Source organism: Mesorhizobium sp. M0077 (genome assembly GCF_040322955.1).
GTDB lineage: Bacteria > Pseudomonadota > Alphaproteobacteria > Rhizobiales > Rhizobiaceae > Mesorhizobium.
In genome coordinates this window covers 268,648-284,273 of the sequence record NZ_JAMYUL010000002.1, presented here as the reverse complement: position 1 = coordinate 284,273, position 15,626 = coordinate 268,648, and the positions used below count along the sequence as shown (strand labels likewise).

Genomic DNA, 15,626 nt, shown 5'->3' with positions numbered 1-15,626 from the left:
ACCCTCACAGATTCACAGTCTATGAGGCTCATAGCCTGTGAGGCCTCGCCTCTGCAGGCCGACAGCGGCACCATGCTGCAGCCGGCCCGGGGCTATGCTGTGCGGAAGGCTGACCGCAAACGGTTCTCGCGCCGTGCTCGCAGGCAGCTTAGAATATGGCATGGAAGCAAGGGTGTTCATTCGTCAGGATGGCAAAACGGACGCAGGGGGCGTTTCGGACCCGGTTCCGTGGTGGAGCTTCACGAAGACAGCGTTGGCTATTGCTCTGCTGCGCCTGTCGGATTACGGCAGGGTCAACCTCGATGAACCGGTCGAAGGTGAGCCCTACACTCCCGTTCAACTCCTGCGGCATGAAGCTGGGTTGCCGGACTACGGTTCCCTTCCAAGCTACCATTCGGATGTTGAGGCGGGGCGTTCGCCTTGGCCTACCAACGATCTATTGAAGGCGGTCGAAGCGGAACGGCCACGATATGTCCCCGGGCAGGATTGGGCCTACTCGAATGTCGGCTATCTGAAAGTCGCCCAGCTGATCGAACGAGCGTCAGGACTGCATCTGGCCGATGCCCTTTCCGAGATGGTTTTCTCCCCAGCCAAAGTCACCACAGCCCGGCTGGCGACTACACCTGATGATTTGGGGAACGTTTGCATGGGAGATGTCGTCGGCTACCATCCGGGGTGGGTCTATCACGGGTTGGTCGTTGGGACGGTGCTGGACGCGGCTCGCCTTCTGCATGGCCTGTTTGAGGGTGCTTTGGTCAAACCTGAAACGTTGACCAGAATGCTCGACTGTCGGCCGCTTCCCCAACTTCGCTCGGAGCTTCACCCCAATCCGGCATACGGATTGGGGTTGATGGTGAGCGCGACGAATTCGCTCAATCATCCTGTCGGACACAGTGGAAGCGGTCCCGGCAGTCGGATCGCCGTCTATGCAAAGCGAGGGACGACGAGTGCTGTATGGGCCGCCACGACATCTCGCACTTATCCGGAAGCGGAGGTTTTCCGATCTCTGCAGAAATAGCAGCTTCTGACATGCCCGACGCGATGGCGCTGAGGTGACTGTCCCTCTGTTTTCCCTTAGCCTCGAAGGCGGTATCGAAAGCGATGGAGGACGGCGCGATGGCCGATCTGAACCGCCAAAAACTAGGGTGTGCCGAGGTCGCCGAATGGCGCCGCGAACTACATGCACATCCGGAACTCCTCTACGACGTTCACAGAACGGCATCGTTCGTCTCAGCGAAACTCACGGAGTTTGGATGCGATGAGGTCGTGACCGAAATCGGCAGGACAGGCGTCGTAGGCCTCATTCACGGACAGAAGCGCTCAAGCGGCAAAGTCGTTGGCCTAAGGGCCGACATGGACGCTTGCCGATTCTTCTGCTTGCTCTGTTCCGCAAGGTTCGCCCGCCGGAGGAACGATTGGAAGGCCTGTAGCAGCTCCGCGGCACGCCCGAGCCAACATGAGCGGCGCGCCCCACGTCATTCTGCAGGTGCGACGTCCTGGCGACCGCTTGACCAGCGTGCCAATGGGTCCGTCTTAATCGCACCGGTGCTCGCTCTTCAGCGCGAGTGTAACTGATATGTTGAAGGTCCTCTTCGTTTTTGCGCTCGCAGGCGTCTGCCTGATATCGACGCCGGTGTATGCCGACACTGTCGATCTGGGGCTAGAAGCTTTTCACGAAACCTGTCTTGCCCATGGCCCCGACTTCGAGCGAACCGCCGCTGTGGCGAAGGCGCGTGGGTGGACACCGCTATCCGGTGACGCAGCGCTTGCTCCAGTCGATGACGTGGATGCCTTTCAGGGGTGGGCGGTGACTGGCAACGATCTACCTGCCGGAACCATAATCGCGGTGACCAAAGCCACCTTGAACGGCAAGGCCGTGCAGACCTGTTCCATCAGACTGTTCGACGTCGACCGCGCGACATTCGAGCAACGCTTCTTCGCCCGGACGGACGCCGAAAAAATCAGCGAGGAACGGAATGGAGATCAGGTCTCCAAACTTTACATATTGATTGCGGGCAATCGAAAACAGCTTGTCCATTTGACATCGCCGATCGACACGGGGAGATCGAACACGATTATTGCAAGCTCGATAGCCGACGACTAGTCAGGCGCCGATGCCTCTTCCCGCCATCCCCTGGAACAGATCATCTGCCTGTGTCGGTGAAAGGTTCATGTCGGTGCCGACCCACCAGGCGAGGACCGCAAGAAATGCGCCGGCGATGAACTGAATGGCGAATTCGGCAGGCATACCGCGATCGCCGATCCGTTTCTCGACGAGTTCTTCCCGGACGGCTCGCCGGATACGCTCGCGCAATTCGTCGTGGATCGTATCGCCGCTGCTTGCAAGCAATGCGTGGTGAAGCGGTCGGAATGCATGGGCGTGCTCGAACATGGGCAGGCTGAACTCGAACAGGCGGCTACCTGTTTCTTGACTTGCCGCCTCGCGCCTGCGGCCGATCGACCGCAGATGCGCCTCGATGGTTGCGCTGCGCAGAGCATCCTTGTCGGCATAGTGGGTATAGAAGGTCGACCTGCCAACATTGGCCCGCTGGCAAATGTCATCGACCGTGATGGCGGCATATCCCTGCTCCGGGATCAGGGCGATGAGCGCGTCCTGCAGCAGGCCGCGCGTCCGCGCAACGCGTCGATCGATCGTGTTCCGCTCGCCCGCACGTTCGATTTTCATGGTCATGGCCCTCTGCAGTGGCCGGTTTCGGACATTCGGCGGTCCGGTGTCCGACAACAGCATTTCCAGACATTGTGTCCATTAGATACGCCAAGTCCAGGAGCTCAGATTGGTTGGGCACGCCGCAATGAAGCAGAAGGTCGCCAGACATGCACTCATCTGATCATCACGCCGGTAACGGATCGCATTCGCGCAAGAGGGTGATTGCGTTGGCCCTGCTTGCCAAGCTGTCGCTGGTCGCTGGCTTCCTCGTCCTCGCCAAATTGGGCATGGGCTACATTCAGGCCGGCGCCTGGACGGCGGCATTCCACGGCCTCGTCCTCGCCGTGATCGCGGGATTGGCGCTGTGGGGCAGCCTGCGTCACAGGGTGCTGGTCGGCAAGGGTGCGCAGAGCGCGAGCGACCGGGGCATTGGCATCGTCCTGCACCGGGCGGTGGCCTATGACTTGCTTGCGCGCGTTCTGACCTTCGGGCACGAGGGCCGGTTTCGCGAGTTCATGCTTCGCCCGGCAAAGCTCCAGCCCGGCGAAGCGATGCTCGATGTGGCCTGTGGAACGGGAACCCTTGCCATTGCCGCGAAGCGGCTGGTCGGTTCGGCCGGAAGCGTCACCGGCGTCGATGCGTCGGCCGAAATGATCGAGCGAGCGCGCGCCAAGGCCGAACGGTCCGGTCTCGATCTGACTTTCGTCAAGGGGATGGCGCAGGAGCTTCCCTTCAAGGACGCGCAATTCGACATCGTCGTCGGCACGCTGATGCTGCATCACCTGTCGAAGCCCGTTCGATCGGCCTTCATCCGCGAGGCGGCGCGCGTCTTGAAGCCAGCAGGCCGGCTGTTGCTCATCGATTTCGGCAGGCCGGTGCGCAAGTCCAGATTGCCCAGGCTCCACAAGCATGGTCATGTCGACATGCATTCGGTCGCCTCGCTGTTGGCCGAGAGCGGATTCCAGGTCAGCGATATCGGCGCCATAGGTACCAAGAACCTGAGCTATATTCGCGCGACGACGAACAAGGACCAGCAAGGCCAAGCGTCGTGATGACGCTCAGGCGCTAGTTGCATGGCGACCCTGTTCTGAAGAATTGGCGTTTGAATGTCCCATTTCGGCCTGCTTGCAATGGCAGGTGTCCTGCCTGATCCGGAATCGGCGAGCGAAATGTGAGCGAAAAATGCGACTGACAGGCATGATATCAGGCGCGGCGCTGTTGCTCGCTTCCGCCACGGCGGCGAACGCCCATCCGCATGTGTTTGCCGAAGCGAAGCTGGACCTGACCGTCGGTCCAGACAGGACGGTCAAGTCGCTTCGGCATTCCTGGCGTTTCGACGACCTCTTTTCCAGCACCGTGCTGATGGAATTCGACAGGAATTCCGACCTTGTGCTTGATGCCAAGGAACTCGATGAAGTCGCTCTCACCGTCCATGCGTCGCTGGCCGAGTACAACTACTTTCAGATGGTGACCTTGAATGGCAAGGACGTGGCTATGGCGCCACCGCCGAAATTTAGCGTCAGCTATGAAAACGATCAACTCGTCGTCCAATTCGAAACGCAGCCGAAGGACCCGTTGGCTCTTGCTGGAAAAGTCAGCATCGGCGTCTACGACCCGACCTTCTACACGGCGATCGATTTTACCGACGACGACAAGATTGCTGTGGCTGGCCTGCCTGAAGGCTGCTCGCGCGCGGTCGTGCGTCCCGATCCGGACACGGCCATCGCGCAGAACCAGAAGAGCCTGACGGACGCGTTCTTCAGTGACCCGACGGGAACCGATCTCGGCAAGATTTTCGCGACGCGCCTTGAATTGACGTGCGGCTGACTCACTTCGCGATGATCGCGTTCCAGGCTACGATGACAAGGACAAGTCCCGCCAGAATTTGAATGGCCCTCGTGATCACATCCACGACGCGTGGCTGAGTCTCCAAGAGCCTGACAAGCTGCTGGCGAAAGAACACGGCCGCAAGCGCCACGACAGAGAGCGTGAAAGCCACCCCGAGCATCATCGTCACCGCGAAGGCAACGCCTGCCTGCGGAACGCCGCGCGTGATCGCGAACGTCATGACGAACAGCGTCAGCGGGCAGGGGATCAGGCCCGCCATGAAACCGACCATCGAGCCTTCGCGGCTGCCGTGGTGATGATGCTCCCCGCGAAAGCCCTGCCAAAGCATCCAGAGGCCGATCACGCCCAGGAGGCCCCGGCTGATGTCCTCCAGCAGCGGCGCGCGGCCGACGCTGCCGAGCGTCACCGAGACCAGCGGCAGCGACAGCAGCGCGATGATGACTGATGTCGTGACATGGGTGAAGGACAGCACCAGTGACACGAGCAGCGCCCTCGGCAGCGATGCCGTCGATCCGGTCAGGTATGTCGCAAGGACCGCCTTGCTGTGGCCGGGGGTCATCGCGTGGACGGCGCCGAAGACGATTCCCATCGGGAGGTAGGCGGCAAGGACCGCCCAGTCGCCCGTCTTCGCAAAGCTCCCGATCCGGTCAGCGAAGGCCAGGTAGATTTCGCGCTGGATCGCGATCAGGTGCTGGAAAAGGAACATCGGCTAGATCCAGCTCAGCGTGGCTGCCAGCACGACATAGCGCAAGGTCTTGGCTATCGCCACCAGCATCAGGAAACTCCAGAACGGTTCGCGCAGGGCACCCGCCACCACGGTCAGCGGATCGCCGATCACGGGCACCCAGCTCAGCAGCAGCGACCATTTCCCATAGCGACGGTACCATCTCATGGCGCGTTCGAGCATCGCAGGATTTGCTGGAAACCACGAGCGGTCTCGGAACCGTTCAATGCCGCGACCAAGCAGCCAGTTGACGATGGAACCAAGCACGTTTCCGGTGCTGGCCACCAGGATCAGGATTCCCGCTGGAAAGGTTTGCGTCAGCAGCAGCCCGACGAGCGCTGCCTCCGACTGCATCGGCAGGATGGTAGCAGCGGCGAATGCGACGGCAAACAATCCGGAATAGAGAGCGAGATCAGTCACAGAGCGGTATCGCAAGATACCGATTTGAACAGGCGCGTCATGCGAGGCGAGGCCATTCAGGGTGATGACCGTCGATGACATAGGCATGGGCGTGCCTGTGGCCGTTGCCGACGGGCACCGCATCGGCAAGATGCTGGTGGCCAGCGTCGAGCGTGTCATGGACGTGCTCGATCGCGTCGGGATCGTGAGCCGGCCACAACCGCGTTGCGACGAATACGGCCACTGCGGCGATCACTCCGAGCGTTGCGAAGGTGAACGGCAAGCCTGCCTGGGCGCCCAGCCAGCCGGCGACGGGATAGGTAATCAGCCAGCATGCATGCGACAGCGCGAATTGGGCCGCGAACAGGGACGGACGGTCCTCGGGCTGCGAGGATCGGCGCAGCAGGCGGCCGGACGGCGTCTGCGCCAGCGAATAGCCGAGACCGAGCGCAAACCAGAGCGGCAGCAGCAACCTGAAGCCAGGAACAAGGGTGCCGACAAACAGGCCGGCGATCAGAATAATCGCGCCGACGAGCATAGCGGTTCGGTCAGGTATGTTCTCGAGCAGGCGCGGCAGGAAGAGCGCCGCGATCATCGAGCCACCTCCGAACGCAGCGAGGGCGAGTGCCGTGGCGCGCTGCGTCATGCCGAACTCTGCCTGCACCAGCACCACAGTGTTTACGATCACCATGGCGCTCGCGGCGGCGACGGCGAGATTGAGCGCTAGCAGGCCACGCAGGCGCGGCGTGGCGAGGTAGATGCGCAGGCCGCGCGTGGTGCGGTCGTAGATGCCTCGGCGCTCGGTCGCCTTCGGGCTTGGCAGCACGACCGAGACGACGAGCGCGGCCGAAGCGAGGAAGCCGACAATCGTGCCTGCGAACAGGCTGTGGAAGCTTATGACGGTCAGCAGCGCCGCCGCCAGCATCGGACTGACGACGCTCTCCAGATCGTACGCAAGCCGTGAGAGGGACAGGGCCCGGGTGTATTCCTTCTCGTCCGGCAGCACGTCGGGAATGGTCGCCTGGAAGGTCGGCGTGAACGCGGCCGAGGCTGATTGCAGCACGAAGATCAGGACATAGATTTCCCATATCTGCGTCACGAAGGGCAGCGCCAGGGCCACCGCCGCCCGTATCAGGTCGAGCGAAACCAGCATCGTCCGGCGTGGAAGGCGCTCGGCAAACGCGGCGGCTACAGGCGCTACGCCAACATAGGCGATCATCTTGATGGCGAGCGCTGTCCCAAGCACCGCGCCCGCGTTTGCCCCGGCGAGGTTATAGGCCAGAAGTCCGAGCGCCACGGTGGCAAGGCCAGTGCCGACGAGGGCGATGACTTGGGCAAGAAACAAATGGCGGTAGGTTCGATTGGCGAGGACTTGCAGCATATGTCTGTCTTCTTGGAGGAGCGACGGGTGGTTGATCCGCGGCGATTGAAAGCGGCCGCCGATCTCAGTGATGGTGGCCTTCGGGTTCGACCATCTTGAACGGAAGCACCTGCTCTCGATCCTTTGCGGCCAAGACCAATCTCGCCTGGAACTCATGCGGCTCGGCAGGGGCCACGGTGCTCTCAAGGCGATGATGGTTGTCGGCGACGGGTTCGAGGTGAAGCGTCTCCGGGCCGTTGGGGCGCTCGATAATCACCGTGGCGGTCAAATCATCGGCGTGCCGATCGACCGTGAGACGCATCCGCTCCCCCGCAGCGGTGTCGACAATTTCTAATGTCCCAGCGGCCAGATCACACGCGACCTTGAAAGGCGACGGCGCATGATGACCGTGGGCATGAGACGTTTCCGTGCCCTTGGCGGCCGACCCGGCCGGGCTTTCCAGGCGGACATTCGCTTCGGCCAGCGCCGGCAGGTGAGCGAACAGTTCCTCCTTGAGGGCCTCGGTGACGCTCAGGACGTCTTTTGCTGTTGCTGCGTCTTGGACACTGATAGCAACGTCTGCATGCAGGCGATGGCCGATCCAGCGCGCCTGCACGCTTTGGACACGCTCGATGCCGGACACGTGCTCGGCTGCATGATGGATTTCATCGATGATGCCGGGCTCGACGCCATCGAGCATGCGCGTCAACACGGCTTTGGACGACTGCCAGACGATGGCGAAGATCGCTACGGTGATCAACAAGCCGACGATCGGATCGGCAAGCGGAAAGCCCAGCCATACGCCGATAGCACCCAGCACGACCGCCAGACTGGTAAAGCCATCTGTACGGGCATGATAGCCATCCGCGATCAGCGCCGCGCTGTTGATCTCGCGGCCGACCCGGATACGGAACACGGCGACGGCTTCATTGCCGATGAAACCTATGAGGCCAGCGATCGCGACCCAACCAAGAAATGTGATGGGCTTCGGATTGATCAACCGGTCGATCGCCTCATAGCCGGCGACGATGGCGCTGAAGAGGATGATGAGAACGATGACGATCCCGGCCAGATCCTCGACCCGGCCCAGGCCGTAGGTGAACGTTTTGCTCGGTTTGCGGCGGGCCAGCACGAAGGCGATCCACAGCGGGATAGCGGTGACCGCGTCGCCGACATTGTGGATCGTGTCGGCCAGCAGCGCCACGCTGCCGGACAGGAACACGACCACAAGCTGGAGCGCTGCCGTGATGGCCAGAACGACGAATGACCATTTAATCGCCCAGATGCCGCGCGTCGTCGTAGCGATCGTCGGATCGATGACGCCGTGTGTGTGGCCATGGCCACCATCGCCGTGATCATGTCCGTGGCTGCCCATGCCATTCGTCATCGGGCCAAACCCGAACCAGTCGCGAACTTTGTCCATAATGGCGCTTCTCACAGGTACTTGGTGATATCTTTGAACTCGTCGATCGAGCGGCGCTGCTCGCGCGCCAGCGGCCCGACGACGTCTTCAAGGCAATGATTGAGATGATCCTGGATCAGCGTCCGCTTCGCCTGGCAGACCGCCTTCTCGACCGCATGAAGCTGCTGGGCGATATCGAGACAGGGCCGGCCCGCCTCGATCATCTCGATGATGCTCTTGAGATGGCCATCGGCGCGTTTCAGGCGCTTGACGATATCGGGGTGGGTTTCGTGGACGTGAGGTTGCTCGCTCATCTCTTGATACTATCCTCCTGGAGAGGATATACAAGCCTCAAACTCGCCCCGATTCCGGTGCATGTAACCGCTCGTTAAGATTTTAGAGAATAATCGCCAAGCATGCCGAATTGGGTCCATAGCGCAGCCTTTCGCCTCGCCGTCGCTTTCGCGATGACGCTCGGCATGCTGCTCTCGCCTGTGGGCGGTTCGGTCTCGCACGATCCCATCGCGCTTGCCGCGGCCGAGGCCGCCCGTCACGCCGAACTGGCGGGACAGATCGAGACTCATGGGCACGTCCACGATGACGGTGCGACCGAGGAGCAGGGGCCTGGCCATTCCCATGGCCACAATCCAGCAGACCACTCGCACGAGACGGCAAGCACGCATCCGGGCTTCGCGCCGGCCGTCCCAGCAGTCGGACGGAACTGGGTGATTTATCCACCGTCCTTTTCCAATCCGGAAACAAGCTCCCGGATCGATCGCCCCCCGCAACCAATCCTCGCCGCATGATCGCGGCCGCTCGCGCGGCCACCCTCAACGACGAAGATTGGAATTCTCATGCAAGGACCCTGCTACCAGGGCCCGCCATGTTCGCCTCGCGCGCGCTGGCGGCCCGCCGTTCCTGTGTTGCTCGCCCTCCTGATCCTGCCCCTTCTGGCCGGAGCGGCATTCGCCCATGCCGTCGCCGCAGGCGACAAGGGCTACATCCAGGAGATCTCGGGCATCAATCTCTTGCCCTTCATCTATCTCGGCGCCAAGCACATGGTGACGGGATACGACCACATCCTGTTCCTGTTCGGGGTGATCTTCTTCCTCTACCGGATGAAGCACATCGGCATCTATGTGAGCCTTTTCGCACTCGGCCACTCCACGACCATGCTGCTCGGCGTCTATTTCAACGTCGGGATCAACAGCTACGTCATCGACGCGATCATCGGGCTGTCAGTCGTCTACAAGACGCTCGACAACATGGGCGCTTTCCAGAGATGGCTTGGCTTCCAGCCGAACACCAAGGTCGCGACCCTGATCTTCGGCTTCTTCCACGGTTTCGGCCTGTCGACCAAGATCATCGAGTACGACATCTCGCCCGATGGGCTGGTGCCCAACCTGCTCGCCTTCAATGTCGGCGTCGAGATCGGCCAGCTTCTCGCTCTCGCCGCCATCCTGATCGTCATGGGCTACTGGCGGCGGACCGACAGTTTCTGGCGTCACGCCTATACCGCCAATACCGTCATGATGACCGCCGGGTTCGTGCTGATCGGGTATCAGCTCACTGGCTTGTTTGTTTCCTGAACGTCAAAAAAGGACATTCTCCCATGTACAACACCGACATTCCAACCCGCGCCGAACTGCCGACCTCCAGGCAGCTTCTCCGCTCAACCGTCATCGCCATCGTCGCAGCTGCTGCCATCCTCGTAACCATCGTGCTGCCGGCCGAGTACGCCATCGATCCGACGGGCATCGGGCGGGCGCTCAATCTCACCGAGATGGGTGAGATCAAGATCCAACTCGCCGACGAGGCGGAACGAGACCGTGCCGCTGGTCAGCAGGGCGAAGCCCCGGCGCCCGCCGCTCCCGATCAGGAATCGAGCCTGCTTGGCCGCGTCTTCGCCGAATTGGTGATCGGTTCCGCCGTTGCCCAGACAGCGCCAGAGGGACGCGCCGACGAGATATCGGTCACGCTGAAGCCGGGCGAAGGCGCGGAGGTCAAGCTTGCAATGGCGATCGGAGCCAAGGCGGCCTATTCATGGACGGCCAACGGAGCGGCCGTAAACTTCGACATGCACGGTGACGGCGGCGGGAAGACGATCAGCTACGAGAAGGGCCGCGCCGTGGCTGAGAACTCAGGCGTTCTCGAAGCCGCTTTCGATGGCAACCACGGCTGGTTCTGGCGCAACCGGACCGATGCCGAGGTCACCGTGACGCTGAAGACGGACGGCGCTTATGCCGACATCAAGCGCATGATGTGACGGAACGGTGGAACATGCCTTGTCCGATCGGGCAGGGCATGTTCGCTTCAGGTCCGGGACGGCAGGACAGAGTGCTCGCCGCCGCCGCCTTCCCACTTCAGCGAGCACTGCAAGGAGCGGACTGCCGAAGGGGCCCGCGTCCGACCGCTGCAGGCATATCCGTGGTGCTGCGACGAAGCCATGTTATACATAGATTCCATCAACAGTACGTGGCGCATTCCGCCCAAAAGGAGATCATGTCTAGTACCAATGGCAGTATTTACGATTTACTCGGAATACTCGCCGTACTTGCCCTCGTTGCCGCCAATGGTTTCTTTGTCGCGGCGGAATTTTCACTTGTCGCTGTCCGTCGCAGCCGCGTAACCGAACTTGTCAATTCGGGTCGGCTCAATGCCATCGCTTTGAAGCGCGCCGTCGACAACCTCGACGCCAATCTGGCGGCAACGCAGCTCGGCATCACCATATCCTCGCTGGCTCTCGGCTGGGTCGGCGAACCCGCGCTCGCCCATCTGATCGAGCCCTTGTTGAGCGCGTTGCCGGGATCGCTTGCCACCGCCAGTTCTCACGTGATCGCAGTCGCGATTTCCTTCGTCATCATCACGGCGCTCCATATCGTGCTCGGTGAACTGGCGCCGAAGAGCCTGGCACTCCAGCGCAGCGAGGGAACCGCGCTCTGGGTGGTGCGTCCGCTCGGGCTCTTCCTGTTTCTGCTGCGCCCGGCCATCATCGGCCTGAACGGGCTCGGCAACCTCGTGCTGCGCCTGTGCGGCCTGCGGCCGGGCACAGGCGAGGAATCCCTGCATTCGCCCGAAGAGCTGAAGCTGCTCGTCGCCGCAAGTCAGGAAGCCGGGTTGCTCCACCAGACACAGCAGGAACTCGTCGAGCGCGTCTTCAACATAGGCGACCGACGTATCGCAGATATCATGACGCCGCGCCGCGACGTTGACTGGATCGATGCCGATGATAGTCCTGACGAGGTTCTACGCACCATTCGGAACTGCCGCCATGAACAGCTGTTGGTCGGCCGAGGCGACATCGACGAACCGTTGGGCATGATCCTGAAGAAGGAGCTCCTCGACCAGGTGCTCGACGGCAAGGCACTCGATCCGATGGCGGTTATGCGCGAACCTGTGATCGTTCACGAAGGTACGCCGATCTTCCGCGTGCTCGATCAATTCAAGAGGGCCCCGGTGCGCCTGGCGATCGTCATCGACGAATATGGCAGCCTGGAGGGGATCGTCACCCAGACCGATCTGCTCGAAGCCATCGCCGGCGACCTGCCGGACTTGGACGGTGAGGATCCCGATGTCGTCGAGCAGGAGGACGGCTCCCTGCTGATCGACGGCATGATGCTGGCGCACGATGCCTTCGCGCGACTTGGCTTCAAGTCAGGATTGGCGGAGGGCGATTTTCACACGATCGCAGGCTTTGCCTTGTCCCAGCTTGGACACCTGCCGGAAGTTGGCGAGCACTTTGACTACGAGGGCTGGCGCTTCGAGATCCTCGACATGGACGGAAGGCGGATCGACAAGCTGCTCGCTCGCCGCGAACTGCCTACATCCACGCCTGCAACCATTTGAGACAGGATACGCCAGGGGAGGGCGATCCGTTGCGCGACCGTGACAGAATATTCTTGATGGTGGCTGCTGCACTGATCTTCGGTGTGGCCACCATCTTGCTCCGGCATTGGTTGGCGGACGAACTCAGCGCGCGAACTCACGCGGCTGAATTTGTCGACACGATGTACTTGGCGTAATCCTCCAAAGGGATAGTCCTCGGTACGCTTGATGACATCGCGCTTGCCTGGTGCGGCCAAATCGCCAATCATCGCCCCCCGCGAACAGGAACGGCGATGCACCGGACGACCCTCGGCGAATTGATGAGCTGCACCGCCGATGGGAAGCGCTTGGTCGCCCATGCCGCTGATACTGGGGAACCTGTCCATATTTTCGATGCTTTGTCAGGTCTGGCCTGCAACTGCATCTGTCCAGGCTGCGAGCAGAGAATGGTGGCTCACCGCGGCAGCCGCCGACAGCATTTCCAGCACGAGGCCCGCGTCGAGGATCGTACTTGCACCTCCTCCGGCGAAACGGCGCTCCACAAGTTCGCGAAGACGATTCTTGGACGCGAGCTGGTCCTCGTGCTTCCCGCCCTCGACGAGACCGAGGGTCCTCATACCGTGCATGTTGTCAGGGAAGGGCGCTTCGAATTCCAGAAGGCGATCCTCGAATGCAAGCAGGGCGAAGTCGTGCCCGACGTGATCTGCCGGATCGGCGACAGGGACCTGCACGTCGAATTCAAAGTCGCCCATGCATGCGGCCCGGAGAAGATAGCCAAGCTGAAGGAGATGGACGTCGGCGCGGTCGAAATCGACCTATCAGGCTGCCGTGACCGTCCGCTGGACGAACTGGCTGACGCGATCCTGTTCGAAGCGCCGCGGACCTGGCTGCACAATCCGAAGACAGCCATGGCGCGGACCAAGCTCGCGGGAATGGAGCGCGAGCGGCAGGAAAGGATCGGCAACGAAGCGCAGCATCTGCTGGCGGCGTACAAGGCCGAGGCCATCGATTTGTCTGAGACAGGCGTATGGGAGGACGGCGCCGTCACCCACGGACTCGCCGACGCGGTCGCGGGTAGCGGTGCTGATAACCGAGGGTTCCTGGTGCGCGATGCCGAATGGAAGGCTTTTGTGCTGCTGCAGATGGGTATCGGCGAGAAGAATGGCTTCACCCGGAAAGAGGCATTGGCCGCCATGAAGGCGGAGGGCTGGGTGTCCAGGGATTTCGGATTTGTCAGGGAAGAGCTGGCTGACCGGATGCGGGAACTGGAGGGCAGCGCGCTCAGGGTGCCGTGGGAGGCGCTTGGCGATTACATGAAAGCGATGGAGCGCGAGCGTTACCTGGTTCCCGCCGGCGAGTTCGGCAAGCGTGTCACGCGCGGGTCGCGGCTTCTCGAGTCGATCGCGGCGGCGAAAGAGCTGAAGGAGCGCCCCGGCAGGCGGGCCGAAGATCTGCAAGGTCTGGTTCAGGCCCAAAGCACCCTGTAGCAAATTTCATCCTTTGATCAATGCAGCAATGGTCATCCTTTCATAAACCTGTTCTGCTATGTGCGTTATTTCGGGGACTTGGACACGAGCAGAAATGGATCAACCTATTGCCACCGGTTCGTGGCACGAAATACGCCTTCAAGTTCTCAAGCGTGACAATTACCGCTGCGTCTCATGCTCGACGCCGGTGAAATCGGCCGAAGCGGATGTCCACCACCTGTTGCCCAGATCGATGGGTGGAACGGACGAACTCTCGAATCTGGTCACCCTGTGCGATGGCTGCCATGCAGTCCATCACCCAAACCTGGCTGGTGGCCTTGCGAGGAGGGTTATTGAGCGATGGGCGGTCAGGCTTGCCCGTTGGTTGGATACTGAAGGCCAGGTTTCCGAAGGCGTTGGCAATTTCGGCCCGGTCCTCCGTCTGTTCGGGATAGATCGCTTCCGGGAAGGCCAGTTGCCGATCGTGCTGGCTGCTCTCTCTGGAAAGTCGGTCCTGGTCGTCAGTCCGACTGGATCAGGCAAGACCCTTTGCTTTCAACTGCCTGCTGTGCTTCGCCGCGGTCTGACCATGGTTGTCAGCCCTCTGAAAACTCTGATGTCGGAACAGGTGTCTGGCCTGTTGGCCAAGAAGATCCCGGCCACCTTCATAAATAGCGACCTGAGCGCCGACGAAAAGCAAACCCGGTTTTCACTGCTGGGACAGGGCGCGATCAAGTTGCTCTATCTGGCTCCCGAGCGCTTCTTCGTCAGGAGCGAGGACGAACGTGCTCGCCTGAAGCAGACGCGGCCATCGTTCATCGTCGTGGACGAGGCCCACTGTGTCGATCAATGGGGCAGGGACTTTCGGCGGGAATACGGCCGGCTGAAGGAGGTCCGCGAAAAGCTAGGTGCGCCACCCGTCTTGGCATTCACCGCGACCGCTGGGCTCGAGATGCAGCAACGCATCCTGAAATCGCTCGGTATCGAAGACGCCGAGGTCTTTGTGCGCGACGTCGACAGACCCAATATCGCGCTCCTCCGATGGCGGTGCGCAGCCGATCAGCGAGCCGGGGAAATCGCATCTCTCCTGCGGATACCCCAGCTCCAAGGACACAAGGCGATGGTGTTCGTGCCCTCGACGAAGGTCGGGGAGGAGTTGCAAGCGGCGCTACGCAACCTCGGACTTGAAGTGCCGCTCTATCATTCCAGACTGGGAAACGCATGGGAACGACAGGAGCTCGTTAAGCGCTTCCTTGGGCAAAGCAGGCCATCCCTCGACCAGATCATCTGCACTAACGCCTTTGGCATGGGCCTCGACGTCCCGAATGTCCGCCTCGTGATCCATTGGCAGCAGTCTGCATCGGTTGAGGACCAGCTACAGGAATTCGGTCGCGCTGGGAGGGACGGAAAGCCTTCCGTGGCGGTTATGTTCCACAATGGTTTGAGCGTTGGTCGCGATATCTCAAGGCTGCGTTTCATGGCCGAGACAACAGTGGAGTCGGCACAAGTCTCCGCGCTCGACCGGGAGACGATGCTAGAGCAGCGCTATCATCAGATTGATCAAGTCAGTGAGCTGATGAAGACCGGGGCCTGCATGCGCACCGCAATCTCGGAGTATTTTCAGGGGCCGAAGACCACTCGACGCCCAAGCCTCTCGGTCTGGATCCTGGACTGGGCATTCGGCAACCGCACGAAGTCTCGACGTTTCCAGGCTTGTTGCGATCATTGCGACAAGGCGGACCTCAGACGCCGCGGGATGGCGGGATACGTTGCCCGGGTTATTGCTGGCTAAGTTCACAGGGATCGATGAAAACGCGCGCGTCAGCCGATTTTCGCATGGCGGTACCGATCGAATGGTCACGGCCAAATTCCGCGGACGATGTCCATGAGACGACTGCTTTCCGAAGCTTTGCCACGAGTTCGTGTGAATCCCG

16 protein-coding genes and 1 pseudogene are annotated in these 15,626 nt (G+C 61.3%); 11 read left to right on the top strand and 6 right to left on the bottom strand.

Going from position 1 to position 15,626, the window contains the following annotated elements; all coding sequences use genetic code 11:
• Positions 1-160 precede the first annotated feature (160 nt).
• From NKJ57_RS05555 to NKJ57_RS05545, 3 genes and pseudogenes are all read left to right on the top strand, one after another.
• Positions 161-1,018, top strand: coding sequence for a serine hydrolase domain-containing protein (locus tag NKJ57_RS05555; RefSeq protein ID WP_352511207.1), 858 nt, complete (start codon positions 161-163; stop codon positions 1,016-1,018).
• Positions 1,019-1,116: 98 nt separating this feature from the next.
• A pseudogene (locus NKJ57_RS05550) lies at positions 1,117-1,362 on the top strand (amidohydrolase); the annotation flags it as partial.
• Between the two features lie 214 nt (positions 1,363-1,576).
• Positions 1,577-2,104, top strand: a complete 528-nt coding sequence (locus NKJ57_RS05545; protein ID WP_352511206.1) for a hypothetical protein — start codon at positions 1,577-1,579, stop codon at positions 2,102-2,104.
• Here NKJ57_RS05545 and NKJ57_RS05540 read toward each other — a convergent pair whose 3' ends face one another.
• Positions 2,105-2,692, bottom strand: a complete 588-nt coding sequence (locus NKJ57_RS05540; protein WP_352511205.1) for a TetR/AcrR family transcriptional regulator — start codon at positions 2,690-2,692, stop codon at positions 2,105-2,107.
• 203 nt (positions 2,693-2,895) lie between these two features.
• Between NKJ57_RS05540 and NKJ57_RS05535 the strand changes: the two genes are divergently transcribed.
• Together NKJ57_RS05535 and NKJ57_RS05530 are read left to right on the top strand one after the other, a co-directional pair.
• Positions 2,896-3,720, top strand: a complete 825-nt coding sequence (locus NKJ57_RS05535; protein ID WP_352511204.1) for a class I SAM-dependent methyltransferase — start codon at positions 2,896-2,898, stop codon at positions 3,718-3,720.
• A 145-nt stretch (positions 3,721-3,865) separates the two neighbouring features.
• Positions 3,866-4,495 carry a DUF1007 family protein gene (locus tag NKJ57_RS05530; protein WP_352511398.1) on the top strand — a complete coding sequence of 210 codons (630 nt, stop codon included), beginning with the start codon at positions 3,866-3,868 and terminating at the stop codon, positions 4,493-4,495.
• Position 4,496: 1 nt separating this feature from the next.
• Here NKJ57_RS05530 and NKJ57_RS05525 read toward each other — a convergent pair whose 3' ends face one another.
• The 5 genes from NKJ57_RS05525 to NKJ57_RS05505 all read right to left on the bottom strand — a co-directional run bounded on the left by NKJ57_RS05525 (position 4,497) and on the right by NKJ57_RS05505 (position 8,715).
• Positions 4,497-5,222: a nickel/cobalt transporter gene (locus NKJ57_RS05525; RefSeq protein ID WP_352511203.1), complete on the bottom strand. Its 726-nt coding sequence runs from the start codon at positions 5,220-5,222 to the stop codon at positions 4,497-4,499.
• A gap of 3 nt (positions 5,223-5,225) precedes the next feature.
• Entirely contained in the window at positions 5,226-5,660 is a 435-nt protein-coding gene (locus tag NKJ57_RS05520; protein WP_352511202.1) for a YqaA family protein, read from the bottom strand.
• 37 nt (positions 5,661-5,697) lie between these two features.
• Positions 5,698-7,020 (bottom strand): MFS transporter, encoded by a 1,323-nt coding sequence (locus NKJ57_RS05515; RefSeq protein WP_352511200.1) that lies wholly within the window; start codon positions 7,018-7,020, stop codon positions 5,698-5,700.
• Between the two features lie 64 nt (positions 7,021-7,084).
• A complete protein-coding gene (locus NKJ57_RS05510) occupies positions 7,085-8,425 on the bottom strand; it encodes a cation diffusion facilitator family transporter (RefSeq protein ID WP_352511397.1) in 1,341 nt (446 codons plus the stop codon).
• 8 nt (positions 8,426-8,433) lie between these two features.
• Complete coding sequence (locus NKJ57_RS05505; protein WP_352511198.1) at positions 8,434-8,715, bottom strand: metal-sensing transcriptional repressor; 282 nt, start codon at positions 8,713-8,715, stop codon at positions 8,434-8,436.
• Between the two features lie 102 nt (positions 8,716-8,817).
• On the opposite strand from NKJ57_RS05505, the gene NKJ57_RS05500 reads away from it, so the two are divergent.
• The 6 genes from NKJ57_RS05500 to NKJ57_RS05475 all read left to right on the top strand — a co-directional run bounded on the left by NKJ57_RS05500 (position 8,818) and on the right by NKJ57_RS05475 (position 15,484).
• A complete protein-coding gene (locus NKJ57_RS05500) occupies positions 8,818-9,207 on the top strand; it encodes a hypothetical protein (RefSeq protein WP_352511197.1) in 390 nt (129 codons plus the stop codon).
• Positions 9,208-9,255: 48 nt separating this feature from the next.
• Positions 9,256-9,990 carry a HupE/UreJ family protein gene (locus NKJ57_RS05495; RefSeq protein ID WP_352511195.1) on the top strand — a complete coding sequence of 245 codons (735 nt, stop codon included), beginning with the start codon at positions 9,256-9,258 and terminating at the stop codon, positions 9,988-9,990.
• Positions 9,991-10,013: 23 nt separating this feature from the next.
• Positions 10,014-10,667 (top strand): transmembrane anchor protein, encoded by a 654-nt coding sequence (locus NKJ57_RS05490; RefSeq protein WP_352511194.1) that lies wholly within the window; start codon positions 10,014-10,016, stop codon positions 10,665-10,667.
• 236 nt (positions 10,668-10,903) lie between these two features.
• Positions 10,904-12,247, top strand: a complete 1,344-nt coding sequence (locus tag NKJ57_RS05485; RefSeq protein ID WP_352511395.1) for a hemolysin family protein — start codon at positions 10,904-10,906, stop codon at positions 12,245-12,247.
• A 272-nt stretch (positions 12,248-12,519) separates the two neighbouring features.
• Positions 12,520-13,713, top strand: a complete 1,194-nt coding sequence (locus NKJ57_RS05480) for a hypothetical protein (RefSeq protein WP_352511193.1) — start codon at positions 12,520-12,522, stop codon at positions 13,711-13,713.
• Between the two features lie 94 nt (positions 13,714-13,807).
• Complete coding sequence (locus tag NKJ57_RS05475) at positions 13,808-15,484, top strand: RecQ family ATP-dependent DNA helicase (protein WP_352511192.1); 1,677 nt, start codon at positions 13,808-13,810, stop codon at positions 15,482-15,484.
• Positions 15,485-15,626: the final 142 nt, after the last annotated feature.